Source organism: Streptomyces sp. ID05-26A, assembly GCF_033794685.1.
Lineage (GTDB): Bacteria > Actinomycetota > Actinomycetes > Mycobacteriales > Pseudonocardiaceae > Lentzea.
This window is the reverse complement of the sequence record NZ_JARAYZ010000004.1, coordinates 405,837-419,252: the sequence shown is the minus strand read 5'-3', so window position 1 is coordinate 419,252 and position 13,416 is coordinate 405,837. Positions and strand designations below refer to the sequence as shown.

Here is a 13,416-nt window from a genome sequence, read left to right as displayed (position 1 = left end):
CTCCAACTGCTCAGCGGGCGATGCCCGCGCATGTCGCGCGGGTGCAGGGGCCCGTCAGGTCATTAGAGGAGCCTGCGCGCGATTCGGGACGCCCGCTTTCAGAAATGCCCCGTTCGGCTCACGACGAACGTCGCACGTCAGGCGTGGGGCGCGAGGAGACCGACGAAGTGGTTCATGTCGGCCTGCACGCACGCCTCGTCCGCGTGCTTGCCGCTGCAGCCCGGTGCCCACCCGCTGCCGTCGCCGTAGTCGTGCAACTGGAAGGGGATGCCGTTGGCCCGGAGGTTCGCCGCGGTCACCAGCGTCGTCTCCCGGGCCCGGTTCTCCAGCACGGCCTGAATGGGGTTGACCGTCAGATCACCCCCGTTGCCGGTGTACAGCGCGATGCCCATGCCACGGAGCGTGTGCGTGTTGTGCGCCGGACTCTGCGCGTTCCAGACCCCGTCGAACGGCCAGAACGGCGATCCGAACACCGCGTCGGCGTTCACCGTCGGTGTGCCCGACCCCGGGCTGACCATGGTGGAGGTGATGGCCGCGCGGATCTCGGAGTTCCGCAGGTCGAGCCCACCGGAGAAGCTCCCGGCGTAGCTGAACAGGTCGGGCCGGTGCTCGGCGTAGTGCAACGCCCCGAAGCCGCCCATGGAGTGCCCGACGATGGCCCGGTCCGATCGGGAGGCCTTGGTGCTCAGGTTGGCGTCGATGAACGGGATCACCTGCTCCAGGTGGAACGTCTCCCAGTTCTGCGGCCCGGCGGCACCGGGGTTGACCCAGTTCGAGTACCAGCCGCGCCCACTCCCGTTGGGCTGCACGGTGATCAGTTCTGCGTTCGCCGTCGCCCTCTCGACCACGCGCTGGTTCCACTGCGCGTCGGGCCGGTCGGGGTGGCCGTGCAGGTAGTACTGGACCGGGTAGCGCTGGGCCGTGCTGTAGCCGGTGGGCAGGGTGACGACGATGGCGTGCCTGCCCGGCTCCTGGCCCGCCAGCAGCGTCGGCGCCGGCACCTGGTCCGTGGCCACGCTGAAGACGAACGTGCGGCGGTTCTCGTCGACCCACCTCGGCTGGCTGGTCACGGTGAGGCCGAAACCGTCGGTGAGGTGCGGGGGTGCCTCGCCGGCCTGGGCCGGGGGACTGGACAAAGCCATCACGGTGGTGAGGGCGGCGATCACGCGCAATCGGGCTGACATGCCTTGATCATGCTGTTCGGGCTGGTGGGAGGACCAGGCCAGGAGACCGGCCATAACTGGCCGGTCGGTCACAGGCTCGCGCGGTAGGCCTCCAGCAGCAGGCCGTGGAAGTGGTGCACGCCGTGCTCCGACAACCCGGTCCCCGCCGGGTCGTACACGATCCGCCCCTGGTCGAACGCCGGTGTGCGCATCCCGCGTTGAACGCTCTCCACGATGCCGATGTCCTGCTGCTGCAACACCTCGTCGATGTACCGCACGCCGTCGAGTTCCGCCTCCGTCAGTGAGGTGGTCTCGAAGTAGAAGTCCCACGTCTCGCGCGTGCGTTCCGGGCCGTCCGGGAGGATCTGGAGCACCATGAAGTTGGCACGGCCCGGATAACGCAGCAGGCACGTGTTTGGCCATAGCCACCACACGGCGTGCTGGTTGACCGTGGCGCCGGAGACGTCGTACGCGCTGTTGGCTTGTTTGCCGGCTTCGGCGAAGTGGCTCGACCAGATGCCGTGCGTCTTCACGTCGTACGTGCCCATGTCGACCAGGTCGACGAACTCCGGGTGCGCGATGTGGCAGTGGTAGCACTCCAGGAAGTTGTCGACGACGTTCTTCCAGTTGGAGTCGATCGTGTAGCTCAGCCGCCGGGCGTGCGTGAGCGAGGCGACGTCCGGCGCCCAGAGGTCGATCTCCGCGGCCAGGTCCGGGGCCTGGGTCGCGAGCTTCTCGGCCGTGGGGTCGAGGTTGACGTAGACGAACCCGCCGAACTCCTCGACCCGCACCTGGTCCAGGCACACGGTGGACTTGTCGAAGGTCTCCATGCGGTCCGCGCGTCTGGCGGCCTTCAAGCTGCCGTTCAGGTCGTAGGTCCACGCGTGGTACGGGCAGACGATGTTGCGTGTGGTGCCGGAGCCGCTCAGCAGTTCGTGCGCGCGGTGCTTGCACACGTTGTAGAACGCGCGGAGCACTCCGGTCCGTTCTCGCACGACCGCGATCGGCATGCCGGCCACCGTCGACGCGAGGTAGCTGCCCGGTGCCGCGAGCTGCTCGACGTGACAGAGCCACTGCCACGTGCGGGAGAAGACGGCTCGGTCCTCGAAGGCGGCCCAACGGGGTTCGACGTACGCCTCGGCGCGCAACGACATCGAACGCGCGGGATCGGGGTGGTAGCCGGTGGCGATGCGATGAACGTCCTCCGCCGTGACCCTCATGCGTCCCAAGCTAGAGCGGATTGAACGATCGTTCAAGAGAGCGCGATGTCCTCGCACAGGGCGACGGCCCGGCGCAGTGACGCGCGGTCCAGGCCGAGCAGGGCGGTGAGCCACATGCCGTTCTGGACCACGTCGACGTCCGCTGCCCGCTTCGCGCACTCGTGCCGCGACAGTTCCGGTCGCGCTGCCCGGATCAGCCGCGCGAGACCGGCGCGATAACGGCTCTGCGCCGCGGTGTTGATGCGCTCGAACTCCTCACCGGCCTGCGCCAGCGACCAGAGCTGCAGCCGCAACGACAGGTACTCGGTCGTCAGGAACTCCGGCGCCGCCACCCGTCGCAACGCCACCCGCAGCCGTTCCTCCGGCGGCAGCGAGGGATCGGGCTCCACCAGGGTGATGTCCTGCTCCTCGATGCGTCGCAGCGCCGCGCAGATCAGGCTCGTCTTGTCGTCGTAGTGGTAGTTGACGAGACCCAGCGCGACACCGGCCTCCCTTGCCACGGCACGCATGCTGACGCCGCCGATGCCGTGCCGGGACAGCAGGACGAGGACGGCGTCGAGGATGCGTGCGGCAGAGTCCATGCTCACCCGCCGATCGTAGTGAGACTCGTCGGCAGGCGTTCGAAGCCGCGCAGGATGCGGGTCGGGCGGCGGCGCGCGCCGGGCAGCGGGGCCAGGTCCGGGAAGCGGTCGAAGATCGTGCGCAGGCCGATCTCGCCCTCCATGCGGGCGAGCTGGGCGCCGAGGCAGTAGTGACGTCCGGCGCCGAACGACACGTGGTCGCGGGCGTTCGGGCGGCTCACGTCGAACACCGACGGGTTCTCGAACACGTCCGGGTCGCGGTTCGCGCCGGCGAGCACGGTCGTGACGAGCTGGCCGCGGCGCACGGGGATGCCGGCGACCGTCGTGTCGCGGGCGCACATGCGGCCTGTCAGCAGAACCGGCGGGTCGTACCGGAGCACCTCGTCGACGGCGTTGCCCCACAACGACGGTTGTGCGCGAAGGGCTTCGAGTTGCTCGGGATGCCGGGTGAGCAACGAGATCCCGTTGCCCAGGAGGTTGACGGTGGTCTCGAAACCGGCGGCGAGCACCAGGCCCGCGGTGGCCTTCAGCTCGCGTTCGGACAGACCCTCGCCGTCCTCGCGGGCGGTGATCAGGCGGCTCAGCAGGTTGTCGCCCGGGTTGGCGCGCAGGGCGTCGAGGTGGCGGGAGAGCCAGGTGTCGAACGAGTTCAGGCCCGTCTCGACGTCGCGGAACACCCGCCAGGACAGGCCGAGGTCGAGGCTGGGCGCGGCGGCCGCGCCCAGTGCCAGCACGGTGGAGCGCTCCCGCGGTGGCACACCGAGGATCTCGCTGATCACGGTGACCGGCAGGAGGCCGCAGTACGTCTCGATCAGGTCGACGGGGTTGGCCGGGTCGAGGCCGTCGAGCAGTTCGTCGGCGATCTCCTGGGTGCGCACGCGCAGTTGTTCGACGGCGCGGGCGGTGAAGACGCGGGTCACGAGCTTGCGGTACCGGGTGTGCGCGGGAGGTTCGACGGCCAGCAGCGACGGAGGCTGCACCGGGTGCATGACCTCGGTGGCGGACCACGCGGCGAGCTTGCCGAGGATGCCGGCGCCGAAACGCGGGCGGGCCGTCACGAACGCGTCGTCGGACAGGACCGCCTTCACGACCTCGTGCCGCGTCGTCGTGTGGCCGATCTTCGTCGCCGCGAGCGGGCCTCGGGCCCGGATCTCGTCGAACAGGCCCGTCAGGTCGGCGCCGGTGGACGCCTCGACGGTGATGCGGCCCTGCAGGTCGCCGCGGCGGGCGGCGAGGCGCAGGACGGCACGCGGCAACGCGTGGCCGATGCTCCAGCGCACCGCCGGTTTGACGTGCTGCTCAGCCAGGCTCGTCACGGTTCGCAGCGTGCCCAGTACTCCGCCGCGAGTCAAGGTCTCGGCCATCCGGAGGAACCGGGAGTCCACTTGGGACGACCCGCTAGGGTGCCGCGCCATGGAGATCCGGGCGCTGCTCGACCGCAGGGACGACGACCGCTTCCGGCAGGAGGTCGAGGACTTCGCGCGCGAGCAGGCGATCACGACGTTCGGCGAACTGGTGGAGCTGATCACCACGTCGGAGGACGGCGGGGTCGTGCGGCAGGGCTACCGGGTGTTCTCCCTGGTGAAGGCGGACGACGAGGTCTACCTCGGTCTGCTGGGGCACCCGCACCACCTGGTTCGCCAGGCGGCGGCGAGCATGTTCCGGGGAGAGGACGCGCTGAGGTACGCGCACGAACTCCTGCCACTTCTCGCCGACGAGGACCATTACGCGCAACGGGAAGCGTTGTGGGCGTTCGGGACCATGGGTCCGGACGTGCTGCCGTTGCTGCGCGAAACCCGCCGCACGGCCAAAGGCGCGCTGCGCAGGGGCGCGTTGATCGGCATCGCCGAGGTCGCCGGACCCGACGGGTTCTCACCCGAGGACCGCAGGGTGGTCAGCCGGTTCATCGGCCACAAGCTCGAGGACGACAGGTACAGCGTCGACGAGATGCACCTCTGCGGCGGCTGGTACGCGATCAGGACCGACGACCAGACGGCCGTCCTCGGCGTCTGCGGCCTGCAGGACCCGGTGCCGGTGACCAAGGTTCTCGGTGCCCAGGCCTGGAACAACGACCACCACGCGTGGTCGAAGGACGGCGAGCACGTCCGGTGCGCGAGGGTGTACGTGACGGGTGCGTGGGACGGCTGGACGCTCGTGTTCGGCGAGCCGTTCGAGCACGGAACCCGTCCGGTGACCGAGATCTGCGCGGTGCTGAGCGCCGTCTTCGGCGAGGCGCACTACTACGGCGAGAGCTGCGGCGACGGCTGGACGGCGTGGTGCGTCGCGAAGCAGGGCGAGATCGTCCGCTACTACGACGCGTTCAAGGAGGAGGAGCAGATCGGCGCGCTCGACGTCGAGGACGGCTGGTGCCTGCCGCACGACCTCAGCGAGGAGAACGACGATCTCGAAGACATCTACGCCACCGACGTCGCCGAGGAGTTGTCGGTCAACCCCCGCTACTTCGAGGGTGATGTCGAGGGCCACGGCGTGCTCGCGCTGACCCAGTGCGGCCGCACCTACGGTTCTCCCAAGGGCTATCTGCAAGTCATCCTGTGAGGGCGTGGATGACGGGCACCTCCAACGCTTGCACGGTCTCGTTGTCCGCGTCCGTGATCACGCCGGCGACCTCGGCGAACGGCAGCACGGAGAACCGTGACGCCGTGCCGATCTTCTCCGAGCTCGCCAGCACGTAGGTGTCCGCCGCCTGATGGGCGAGCGCGCGTTTCATCGCGGCCTCGTCCGCGTCACCGGTCGTCAGGCCCGCTTCGGGATGCACGCCCGTGACGCCAAGGAAGAAGAGATCCGCGTGCACGCCCCGTGCGGCCTCCACGGCAGCGGCGCCGCACGCGACCATCGAGTGCTTGAAGAGCCGCCCGCCGATCACGTAGACGTCCACGTCCTGATGCTCTTCCAACGCGCTCGCGATCGTCGGACTGTGCGTGACGACCGTGGCGTGCAGGTCGAGCGGTAGCGCGCGCACGACGGCGAGGGTGGTCGTGCCGCCGTCGAGGATCACCGTGCTGCCCGGTTCGATCAACGCGGCTGCCGCTCGTGCGACCCGTTGCTTGCCATCGACCTGCACGCCCTGACGCGTGGCGTAGTCGGCGATAGCGGGGGATACGGGCAGTGCGCCGCCGTACACACGTTGGCAGAGCCCCGCCGCCGCGAGATCGCGCAGGTCACGACGGATCGTGTCCTCGGAGATGCCGACTTCGGCGGCGAGGTCCTTGGCGACGATCCGGCCGTCGATGCGCAGCCGTTCGAGCAGCAGGTCACGACGCTGGGCAGCCAACATGCACGTTTCTCCTTGTTTTTGCCGAGTGTTGCACATTATGGTCGGTCGCATGCTGATTCTGATCGCAGGGCCCTACCGCTCCGGCACCGGGGACGACCCCGAACTGATGGCGCGCAACCTCGAACGACTGGAGGAGGCCGCGTGGCCGCTCTTCCGCAGCGGCCACGTGCCGATGATCGGCGAGTGGGTGGCGTTGCCGGTGCTGCGCGGCGCAGGCGGCAGCGCGCCGACCGACCCGATCGCGTCCGAGATCATGTACCCGACCGCGGAGCGCCTGCTCCAGCACTGCGAGGCGGTGCTGCGGCTGCCCGGCGAGTCGACCGGCGCGGACGAGGACGTGCGGATCGCCCGCGAGCGCGGATTGCCGGTCTACCACCGGGTGGAAGAGGTCCCCGGCTACCGCGCGGCCTAGCGGCGTGCGGCGGAGACGAACTCGCGCATCCGGCCGTGGTCCTTCACACCACGGCTCGACTCGATGCCGCTGGACACGTCCACGCCCCACGGCTTCGCGACCTCGATCGCCTCGGCGACCGTCTCCGGCGACAGCCCGCCCGCCAGCAGCCAGCGGCCGGTGGGCGGGTTCTCGGCGAGCCGCGTGATGTCCCACTGCTCGCCCGACCCCGCGACGGGGGAGTCGATCAGCAGCAGCTCCTCGCCGAACGCGCCGGTGCGCACGTCGGTCTCGGGCCCGAGCGCGGTGGCCCGGACCAACTCGAACGGCAAGTCCGCCAGCTCGTCGAAGGCCTCACGCGGGTAGTCGCCGTGCAGCTGCAACGCGCGCACGCCCGTCTTCAGCGCCAGCTCTCCGGCTTCGGTGGCCGTGATGCCCCGCACCACGGCGACGGTCAGCACGTGCTCGGGCACCTCTGCCACGAGCCGCCGCGCCAGGTCGACGTCGATCTGGCGCGGGCTGGTCGTCAGCACGAAACCGACGGCGTCGGCGCCGGTCTCGACCGCCACGGCGACATCGGACTCGGTGCGCAGACCACAAAGCTTCACGAACACACCGCCCACTCTAATTGTGGCCACGAACGCACTGTCACGCAGCTAACAGTCACAAGCGAACGCGCTGCCTGGTCCTACTTAATGGAAGAGACGGGCAACGGAGGCCGTGATGACTGAACAGCGAATTGCCACATCGGTTCTGGTGATCGGAAGCGGTGGCGCCGGACTGCGCGCCGCCATCGAACTCGCCGAACGCGGCGTCGACGTGCTGGTCGTCGGCAAGCGTGCCAAGACCGACGCGCACACCGCGCTCGCCGCCGGTGGCATCAACGCGGCGCTGGCCACGATGGACCCTGCCGACACGTGGCAGCAGCACGCCGCGGACACCATCAAGGAGAGCTACCTGCTCGCCAACCCGGAGATCGTGCGGGTCGTGGCCGAGCAGGCCGCGCGAGGCATCGAAGACCTCGAACGCTATGGAATGCCGTTCGCACGTGAGGAAGACGGCCGCATCTCGCAACGGTTCTTCGGCGCGCACACGTTCCGCCGCACGTCGTTCGCCGGCGACTACACGGGTCTGGAGATCCAGCGCACGCTCGTGAACCGGGCCGCACAGCTGAACATCCCGATCCACGACACCTGCTACATCACGCGGATCCTGGTGCGCGACAACGTGGTGTTCGGCGCGTACGGGTTCGACCTCGACACCGGCAAGCGGTACGTGTTCCACGCGGACGTCGTGATCCTCGCGGCGGGCGGGCACACCCGGATCTGGCGCCGCACGTCGAGCCGCCGCGACGAGAACACCGGCGACTCGTTCCGCCTGGCCGTGCTCGCGGGCGGCAGGATCCGCGACCCCGAGCTCGTGCAGTTCCACCCGTCCGGCCTGATCGAACCGGAGAACGCCGCCGGCACGCTGGTCTCGGAGGCCGCACGGGGTGAGGGCGGCATCCTGACGAACGCCGCGGGCGAGCGGTTCATGGCCCGTTACGACCCGCAGCGCATGGAACTGTCCACTCGCGACAGAGTCGCGCTGGCCGCGTACACCGAGATCAAGGAAGGCCGCGGCACACCGAACGGCGGCGTGTGGCTCGACGTGTCGCACCTGCCGCGCGAGCAGATCATGCGGCGGCTGCCCAGGGTGTACCAGACGTTGCTGGAACTGCAGATGAAGGACATCACGAAGGAAGCCGTCGAGATCGCCCCGACCGCGCACTACTCGATGGGCGGTGTGTGGGTGTCACCCGCGGACCACTCGACGGGTGTGGACGGCCTGTTCGCGATCGGCGAGGCGTCCAGCGGCCTGCACGGCGCGAACCGGCTCGGCGGCAACTCGCTCATCGAACTGCTGGTGTACGGCCGGATCGTCGGCGAGGCGGCGGCCGAGTACTCGGCTTCCCTGAGCGCGCAACAACGTTCGCACAGCGCGCTCGGCGAGGCCAGGTCCGAGGTGGACGACCTGCTCGCCGCCGACGGCCCGGAGAACGTCCGCGCCCTGCAACGCGCGCTGCGCAACACGATGACCGAGCACGCGGGCGTCGTCCGCGACGAAGCCGGGCTGCGCAAGGGACTCGCCGAACTGGACGAGCTCGAGGAACGCATCCGCAACGTCGGTGTGCACCCCGACCTCGCCGGGTTCCAGGACCTCGCGCACGCCTTCGACCTGTTGTCGTCGGCGCTCTCCGCCCGCGCGACCCTGGAGTGCGCCCTCGAACGCCGCGAGACGCGCGGCTGCCACAACCGCTCGGACCACCCCGACATGGATCCCGCGCAGCAGGTGAACCTCGTCTGGTCGGGACCGGGACGGGTCGAGCGGGAGGAGATCCCCGCGGTGCCCGAGGAGATCGCGTCGCTGATGCGGGACGTCGACACCGCCGGCAAGCTGGTCGAGTGATCCACGTGAGGGGCGGGGAACCCCCGCCCCTCACGCTCGTCATGGCAGCCGCAGTGCCGTGGTGAACAGGAAGGCGCTGTCCTCCAGCGCCTCGACGCGGTGCCGCTTCTCCGGCATCGTCAGCAGGTCGCCGGGCAGTGCCTCCCAGGAGTCCGCCCCTGCCACCAGCCGCACGTGGCCGAGCAGGACCTGCACGGTCACCTCACCGGGGTGTTCGTGCTCGTGCAGGTGCTCACCCGCGCGCAACGCCATCACCGTCTGCCGCAACGCCGCCGCGTGTCCGCCGTGGACGGTCGCCGCGCTGCGCCCGCTCGAAGCGTCCCGGGCGAGGTCGAGGTGGTTGCGCGCCAACGCGTTCAGTGACGTCTTCACGGGCGAGGCGCCCGCAGGTGCTTGCGCGCCTCCAACTCGTCCGGCTCCACGATGGTCAGCATCGGCTGGCCGGGAGCGCAGAACATCGTGACGACGAAAGCGGATTCCTCGTCCTTCAGGTGGTTGCCGTCCTGGTAGTGGATGACGTCGCCGCCCGGCTCCCAGAACGTCCCGCCCGCGTGGACGACCCGCTCCGGCTCGCCTTCCAGTTCGAACGTGATGGCGCCCTTGACGACGTAGCCGTAGGCGGGGCCGGAGTGGCGGTGGGGCGGCGCTCCGGGGCTCGACGGCGGCAGCGTGACGAGGATCGTCATGGCCTCGGCGCCGTCCGGGATCTGGGGCGCGCCCGGCACGGTGCCGATGACCTCGATGTTCGGCGGCGGACCGCTCTTGTCCGGGTTGTCCAGGTGATGGCTGTGTTCGTGGCTCATGTAGGAAAAGACCACGCAGCCCACCGATTTGTGACAGCGTCGAGATTCCGGCTGAGAGGAAGACCGTTGTCCGAGGAGATCGCGGGCTGGGAGTTGTCCCGCAACGGTAGCCGGGAGAGCTACCGCAAGCGTTTGGCCAACGGTGTCACCGTCCACGCGCGATGGGACGGCACCGGCACCGTCGAGGCGTACGTCGAGCCCGCCGGCATCGGCCGCACGCTCACCCGCAGCCGCAAGGAGTTCCGCGACAAGGAAGCGTTCTTCATCGCCGCCCGGCTCGTCGTGGACACGGTCGCGAACCTGCCGTCGTTCCGGATGGGTGCCGAGACGCACGCGGACCACGTGCTGACCGGCGAGGTGGCCGGATCCGTCGGCGCCATGCCGGGGTCGGGCGGGCTACCGGAGGCCGAACTGGCCTTTACGCTCACCGACGGCCGGTCGATCACGCTGATCCTCACCGAGGACCAGGCGAACGACCTCACGTCGAGCATCTACTCGCTGAGCAAGCACGTCTGGTCCGAGCAGCACGAGGAAGAAGAACTCGCGCCGATGGTCGAGGCGGAGGTGCCGGACGTCAGCGAGGTCGACGCCGGACCGGACACCCCGCACGAGCTGATGACCGTGCTGGAGGAGAAGTTCGGCGTCACACGGGACTTCGTGCTGGCCCACGTCGACTGGTCCGCCTTGGTCGTCGTCGGCGAACCGGCGGTCAGCACGTTGCTCGACCGCGCGGACGAACTCGCCGAGGCCGTCGCGCCGAGGTGGTTCCCCGGCGCGACGGAGCGGCCTGGCGAGGTCTGGGTCGTGCTGTACCGCGACGTCACGTGCTGACGGGTCAGTACGGCTGTCCCACGGCGGACACGACCCGCGTGGTCACCGAGGTCGTGCCGATGACCTGGCCCTGCTTCAGGCCCCACGCGTCCTTCGCGAGGACGGTCCTCGACCCGAGGTACTCACCGGTCGTCTGGTCGATCACGATCTGCTCGGTCGTCTCGTTCTCGGTGACGCCGAACGCGGTGCCGCTGCGACTGTCGATCACGGCGGCCTTCTCGACGATCTCCAGCCTCGGCAGGTAGCTCAGGGCCTTGTAGACCGAGGACCGCACCTGTGCCGGGTACACACCGGTGTCCAGGCCGTCGTTGATCATCTGCAGGAAGGTCAGGCCCTCGTTGCCCGCCACCTCGTCGCGGAGCTTCGAGTACAGCTCGCGCGGGTCGAGGGGAAGGGAGGCGAGGTACTCGGGCGACGGGTCGCGGAAGCTCGACTTGATCTTGTCGTGCAACGCGGGCCCACCGGTGGAGGTGAACTCGCCGTCGGTGTGCAGGCTCTCGGGCACGTCCCGCGCGTTGTCCGCCTCCGACCCGATCAGCCACTGCCTCTCGCCGGTCTTGTTGTGCCGGTAGAGCCACGTGCCCGCGCGGTCGGCCGGGATCCACGTCTGCAACGTCTGGTCCTGCAGGTACATCCAGCGGTGCCCGGCCTCGGACACCGACCAGCGGGCGTACTGCAGCACGTACAGGGCCTGGCCCGGCGCCAGCTTCGCGTCACCCGTGTGCGTCGCGGCCTGGTGGAGCAGTTCGGCCGCGGCGGCGCTGCCCACGCTCGGGCCCTTGTCTCGCGACATCATCGACGGCGCGACCAGGGCGGCGCCCGCGATCACGACCATCGCGGCGGCCGCGGCCACCACCGGGATCCGGCGGCGGCGCCGGGACGCGAGCGGAACGACCTTGCCCGGCTCGTCGGCGTCGATCCGCGCCAGCAGCGCCGCGCGTCCCCGCTCGAACGCCTCGTCGCTCATCGGGGCGACGTCCGACATCGCCCACTTGACCGTCTCGTCCTCGACCTGACGGGTCTCGTCACGCATCGTCGTCACCCTCCTGTCCGTTGATCTTCGCTCGCAGCCTGGCCCGTGCCCGGAACAACCGGGTCCGCACCGTGGCCACCGGCGTCCGCGTCACCTCGGCGACCTCGGCCGCGCTCAGGTCGGCCCACGCCACCATCAGCAGCACGTCCCGTTCCTCGGGCCGCAGGTCCGCGAGCGCCTCGCTCAGGTCGCTCATCAGCGACTTGGCGTCCACCACGGACGCCGTGCGCTCGTCGACGTGGTCGGCCACCGCGCGTCTGCCGTGATCACGCGCCCAGGCCCGCAGGCGCCGGCCCTCGGAGCGCGCGTGCTGGCGCAGCAGGTTCGTGCCGATCCCGAAGAGCCACGCCTTGACGCTCGCACGCGCCGGGTCGAAGCTCTTACGGCGTTCCCAGGCGATGAGGAACGTCTCGGACACCAGGTCGTCCGCGATCGCGGCGTCCGCCCGCAGCGCCAGGTAGCGGTGCAGATCACGGGCGTGCCGGTCGTAGAGATCGACCCAGGCGTCCCGGTCCAGAGGCTTCGTCACCCCCGGCCCTCCTGTTCGCGCCGGTGGCGCAGTCTCGGTGCTCACGGAACTTATTGGCCGATGGGCGCCAGTGCATTCCCGGCTGGACGGTGTGACCTGCCTCGCCGGATCATCGGCAACTCGACGAAGCGGTACGTGAGATCCGCGATCCCGATCGCCACCACTGTCGTCAACAGCGCCATGACCAGGCCTGATGCGCCCGTGAGCAGGACGACGGAGTGTGCGATCGCCTGCACCAGGTAGATCGAGTACGACCGCTCGCCGAGCCACACCATCGGGCGAGTGGAGAGCGCTCGCTGGAGCCGGCCGGGAGTTAGGAGCGCCGGCAGCATCAGCCCGACCGCGACGGCGTAGATCGGCACCACCGACACGAAACCGGGAATCCTGCCGTCCAGTGCGTCGGAGAGGAGCGGGACCGACAGGTGCACGCCGAGAAACAGCAGGATCACCCACGGCGTCGTGAACGGCCTGATCAACGCGAACCCCCGCTTGTCATTCATGAGCAACGCCAGCGCGCACCCGACGAGAACCGTGAAGTAGTGGACCGACCAGCCCTTGGGGTCCGAGGACACGGTGAACGGCACGACGGCCAGCGCGAGCGCCATCAGCCCGGCGGTGACGGCCGGGCGCAGGCGGGGGAGCAGCGCGAACGCCAGCAACGGCCACACCAGGTAGAACTTCTGTTCCACGCCCAGCGACCACGACTGCCCGTACGCGCCGCCGTGCCCGAACTCGTTGAGGAACGTCAGGTACAGCGGGAAGTCCTGGCCCAGCGGGTTCTGCCGGAACTGCCCGGCGATCAACAGGCCCGTGGCCGTGACGAACAGGACCACGAAGTAGACCGGCAGGATGCGGAACGCCCTGCGGCGGTAGAAGTCCTTGAGGCTGATGCGTCCGTTCCGCGCCTGTTCGCGCAGCAGCAACGTGGTGATCAGAAACCCGGACAGCACGAAGAAGATCTGCACCCCGAGCCACCCCTGCAGGAAGCCCGGCCCGCCGTAGTGGAAGAACACGACCATCAGCGCGGCGATGGCACGCACACCGTCCAGCGCGGGAAAGCGCTTCAGCGCAAGGAACTGCTCGTGGGTCATGCCCCTTCTTGACCGATGACCGCGTTCGCGT

General features: G+C 69.5%; 15 protein-coding genes. 4 read left to right on the top strand and 11 right to left on the bottom strand.

Annotated elements, in window-relative coordinates; all coding sequences use genetic code 11:
• Nucleotides 1-137: 137 nt before the first annotated feature.
• The 4 genes from PV646_RS33245 to PV646_RS33230 form a co-directional block, all read right to left on the bottom strand.
• Nucleotides 138-1,184 (bottom strand): alpha/beta hydrolase, encoded by a 1,047-nt coding sequence (locus tag PV646_RS33245; protein WP_500346257.1) that lies wholly within the window; start codon nt 1,182-1,184, stop codon nt 138-140.
• A 68-nt stretch (nt 1,185-1,252) separates the two neighbouring features.
• Nucleotides 1,253-2,383 (bottom strand): aromatic ring-hydroxylating oxygenase subunit alpha, encoded by a 1,131-nt coding sequence (locus tag PV646_RS33240; RefSeq protein WP_500346256.1) that lies wholly within the window; start codon nt 2,381-2,383, stop codon nt 1,253-1,255.
• Between the two features lie 32 nt (nt 2,384-2,415).
• Complete coding sequence (locus PV646_RS33235; RefSeq protein WP_500346515.1) at nt 2,416-2,964, bottom strand: TetR/AcrR family transcriptional regulator; 549 nt, start codon at nt 2,962-2,964, stop codon at nt 2,416-2,418.
• Nucleotides 2,965-2,966: 2 nt separating this feature from the next.
• The gene (locus tag PV646_RS33230) at nt 2,967-4,280 is read right to left on the bottom strand and encodes a cytochrome P450 (RefSeq protein WP_500346255.1); all 1,314 of its coding nucleotides are present in this window, start codon (nt 4,278-4,280) and stop codon (nt 2,967-2,969) included.
• 97 nt (nt 4,281-4,377) lie between these two features.
• On the opposite strand from PV646_RS33230, the gene PV646_RS33225 reads away from it, so the two are divergent.
• A complete protein-coding gene (locus tag PV646_RS33225) occupies nt 4,378-5,520 on the top strand; it encodes a HEAT repeat domain-containing protein (protein WP_500346254.1) in 1,143 nt (380 codons plus the stop codon).
• Here the strand turns inward: PV646_RS33225 and PV646_RS33220 are convergent.
• Nucleotides 5,510-6,259, bottom strand: a complete 750-nt coding sequence (locus tag PV646_RS33220; RefSeq protein WP_500346253.1) for a DeoR/GlpR family DNA-binding transcription regulator — start codon at nt 6,257-6,259, stop codon at nt 5,510-5,512. The genes PV646_RS33225 and PV646_RS33220 overlap by 11 nt on opposite strands.
• A gap of 49 nt (nt 6,260-6,308) precedes the next feature.
• On the opposite strand from PV646_RS33220, the gene PV646_RS33215 reads away from it, so the two are divergent.
• Nucleotides 6,309-6,671 carry a DUF4406 domain-containing protein gene (locus PV646_RS33215; protein WP_500346252.1) on the top strand — a complete coding sequence of 121 codons (363 nt, stop codon included), beginning with the start codon at nt 6,309-6,311 and terminating at the stop codon, nt 6,669-6,671.
• Here the strand turns inward: PV646_RS33215 and PV646_RS33210 are convergent.
• On the bottom strand, nt 6,668-7,264 hold the full coding sequence (locus tag PV646_RS33210; protein ID WP_500346251.1) for a phosphoribosylanthranilate isomerase: 597 nt from the start codon (nt 7,262-7,264) through the stop codon (nt 6,668-6,670). The genes PV646_RS33215 and PV646_RS33210 overlap by 4 nt on opposite strands.
• A 109-nt stretch (nt 7,265-7,373) precedes the next feature.
• Here PV646_RS33210 and PV646_RS33205 point away from each other — a divergent pair, with 109 nt between their 5' ends.
• Nucleotides 7,374-9,098 carry an L-aspartate oxidase gene (locus PV646_RS33205; RefSeq protein ID WP_500346250.1) on the top strand — a complete coding sequence of 575 codons (1,725 nt, stop codon included), beginning with the start codon at nt 7,374-7,376 and terminating at the stop codon, nt 9,096-9,098.
• Nucleotides 9,099-9,137: 39 nt separating this feature from the next.
• On the opposite strand, the gene PV646_RS33200 is transcribed toward PV646_RS33205, so the two are convergent.
• Nucleotides 9,138-9,470 carry a cupin domain-containing protein gene (locus PV646_RS33200; RefSeq protein ID WP_500346249.1) on the bottom strand — a complete coding sequence of 111 codons (333 nt, stop codon included), beginning with the start codon at nt 9,468-9,470 and terminating at the stop codon, nt 9,138-9,140.
• Nucleotides 9,467-9,901: a cupin domain-containing protein gene (locus tag PV646_RS33195; protein ID WP_500346248.1), complete on the bottom strand. Its 435-nt coding sequence runs from the start codon at nt 9,899-9,901 to the stop codon at nt 9,467-9,469. The genes PV646_RS33200 and PV646_RS33195 overlap by 4 nt, the downstream gene beginning before the upstream one ends.
• Before the next feature lie 66 nt (nt 9,902-9,967).
• Between PV646_RS33195 and PV646_RS33190 the strand changes: the two genes are divergently transcribed.
• Nucleotides 9,968-10,732: a hypothetical protein gene (locus PV646_RS33190; protein ID WP_500346247.1), complete on the top strand. Its 765-nt coding sequence runs from the start codon at nt 9,968-9,970 to the stop codon at nt 10,730-10,732.
• Nucleotides 10,733-10,736: 4 nt separating this feature from the next.
• Here the strand turns inward: PV646_RS33190 and PV646_RS33185 are convergent, their stop codons facing one another.
• Genes PV646_RS33185 through PV646_RS33175 form a run of 3 tightly spaced genes read right to left on the bottom strand, consistent with a single transcriptional unit; the run spans nt 10,737 to nt 13,385 of the window.
• Nucleotides 10,737-11,765: a hypothetical protein gene (locus tag PV646_RS33185; protein WP_500346246.1), complete on the bottom strand. Its 1,029-nt coding sequence runs from the start codon at nt 11,763-11,765 to the stop codon at nt 10,737-10,739.
• Complete coding sequence (locus PV646_RS33180) at nt 11,758-12,294, bottom strand: RNA polymerase sigma factor (protein WP_500346245.1); 537 nt, start codon at nt 12,292-12,294, stop codon at nt 11,758-11,760. Before PV646_RS33180 ends, PV646_RS33185 begins: the two co-directional genes overlap by 8 nt.
• A gap of 50 nt (nt 12,295-12,344) precedes the next feature.
• Nucleotides 12,345-13,385 carry an acyltransferase family protein gene (locus tag PV646_RS33175; RefSeq protein ID WP_500346244.1) on the bottom strand — a complete coding sequence of 347 codons (1,041 nt, stop codon included), beginning with the start codon at nt 13,383-13,385 and terminating at the stop codon, nt 12,345-12,347.
• Nucleotides 13,386-13,416: the final 31 nt, after the last annotated feature.

Coding starts and splice junctions, on each gene's coding strand:
- PV646_RS33245 (WP_500346257.1), bottom strand. CDS start 1,184: ATGTCAGCCCGATTGCGCGTGATCGCCGCCCTCACCACCGTGATGGCT.
- PV646_RS33240 (WP_500346256.1), bottom strand. CDS start 2,383: ATGAGGGTCACGGCGGAGGACGTTCATCGCATCGCCACCGGCTACCAC.
- PV646_RS33235 (WP_500346515.1), bottom strand. CDS start 2,964: ATGGACTCTGCCGCACGCATCCTCGACGCCGTCCTCGTCCTGCTGTCC.
- PV646_RS33225 (WP_500346254.1), top strand. CDS start 4,378: ATGGAGATCCGGGCGCTGCTCGACCGCAGGGACGACGACCGCTTCCGG.
- PV646_RS33220 (WP_500346253.1), bottom strand. CDS start 6,259: ATGTTGGCTGCCCAGCGTCGTGACCTGCTGCTCGAACGGCTGCGCATC.
- PV646_RS33215 (WP_500346252.1), top strand. CDS start 6,309: ATGCTGATTCTGATCGCAGGGCCCTACCGCTCCGGCACCGGGGACGAC.
- PV646_RS33205 (WP_500346250.1), top strand. CDS start 7,374: ATGACTGAACAGCGAATTGCCACATCGGTTCTGGTGATCGGAAGCGGT.
- PV646_RS33195 (WP_500346248.1), bottom strand. CDS start 9,901: ATGAGCCACGAACACAGCCATCACCTGGACAACCCGGACAAGAGCGGT.
- PV646_RS33185 (WP_500346246.1), bottom strand. CDS start 11,765: ATGCGTGACGAGACCCGTCAGGTCGAGGACGAGACGGTCAAGTGGGCG.
- PV646_RS33175 (WP_500346244.1), bottom strand. CDS start 13,385: ATGACCCACGAGCAGTTCCTTGCGCTGAAGCGCTTTCCCGCGCTGGAC.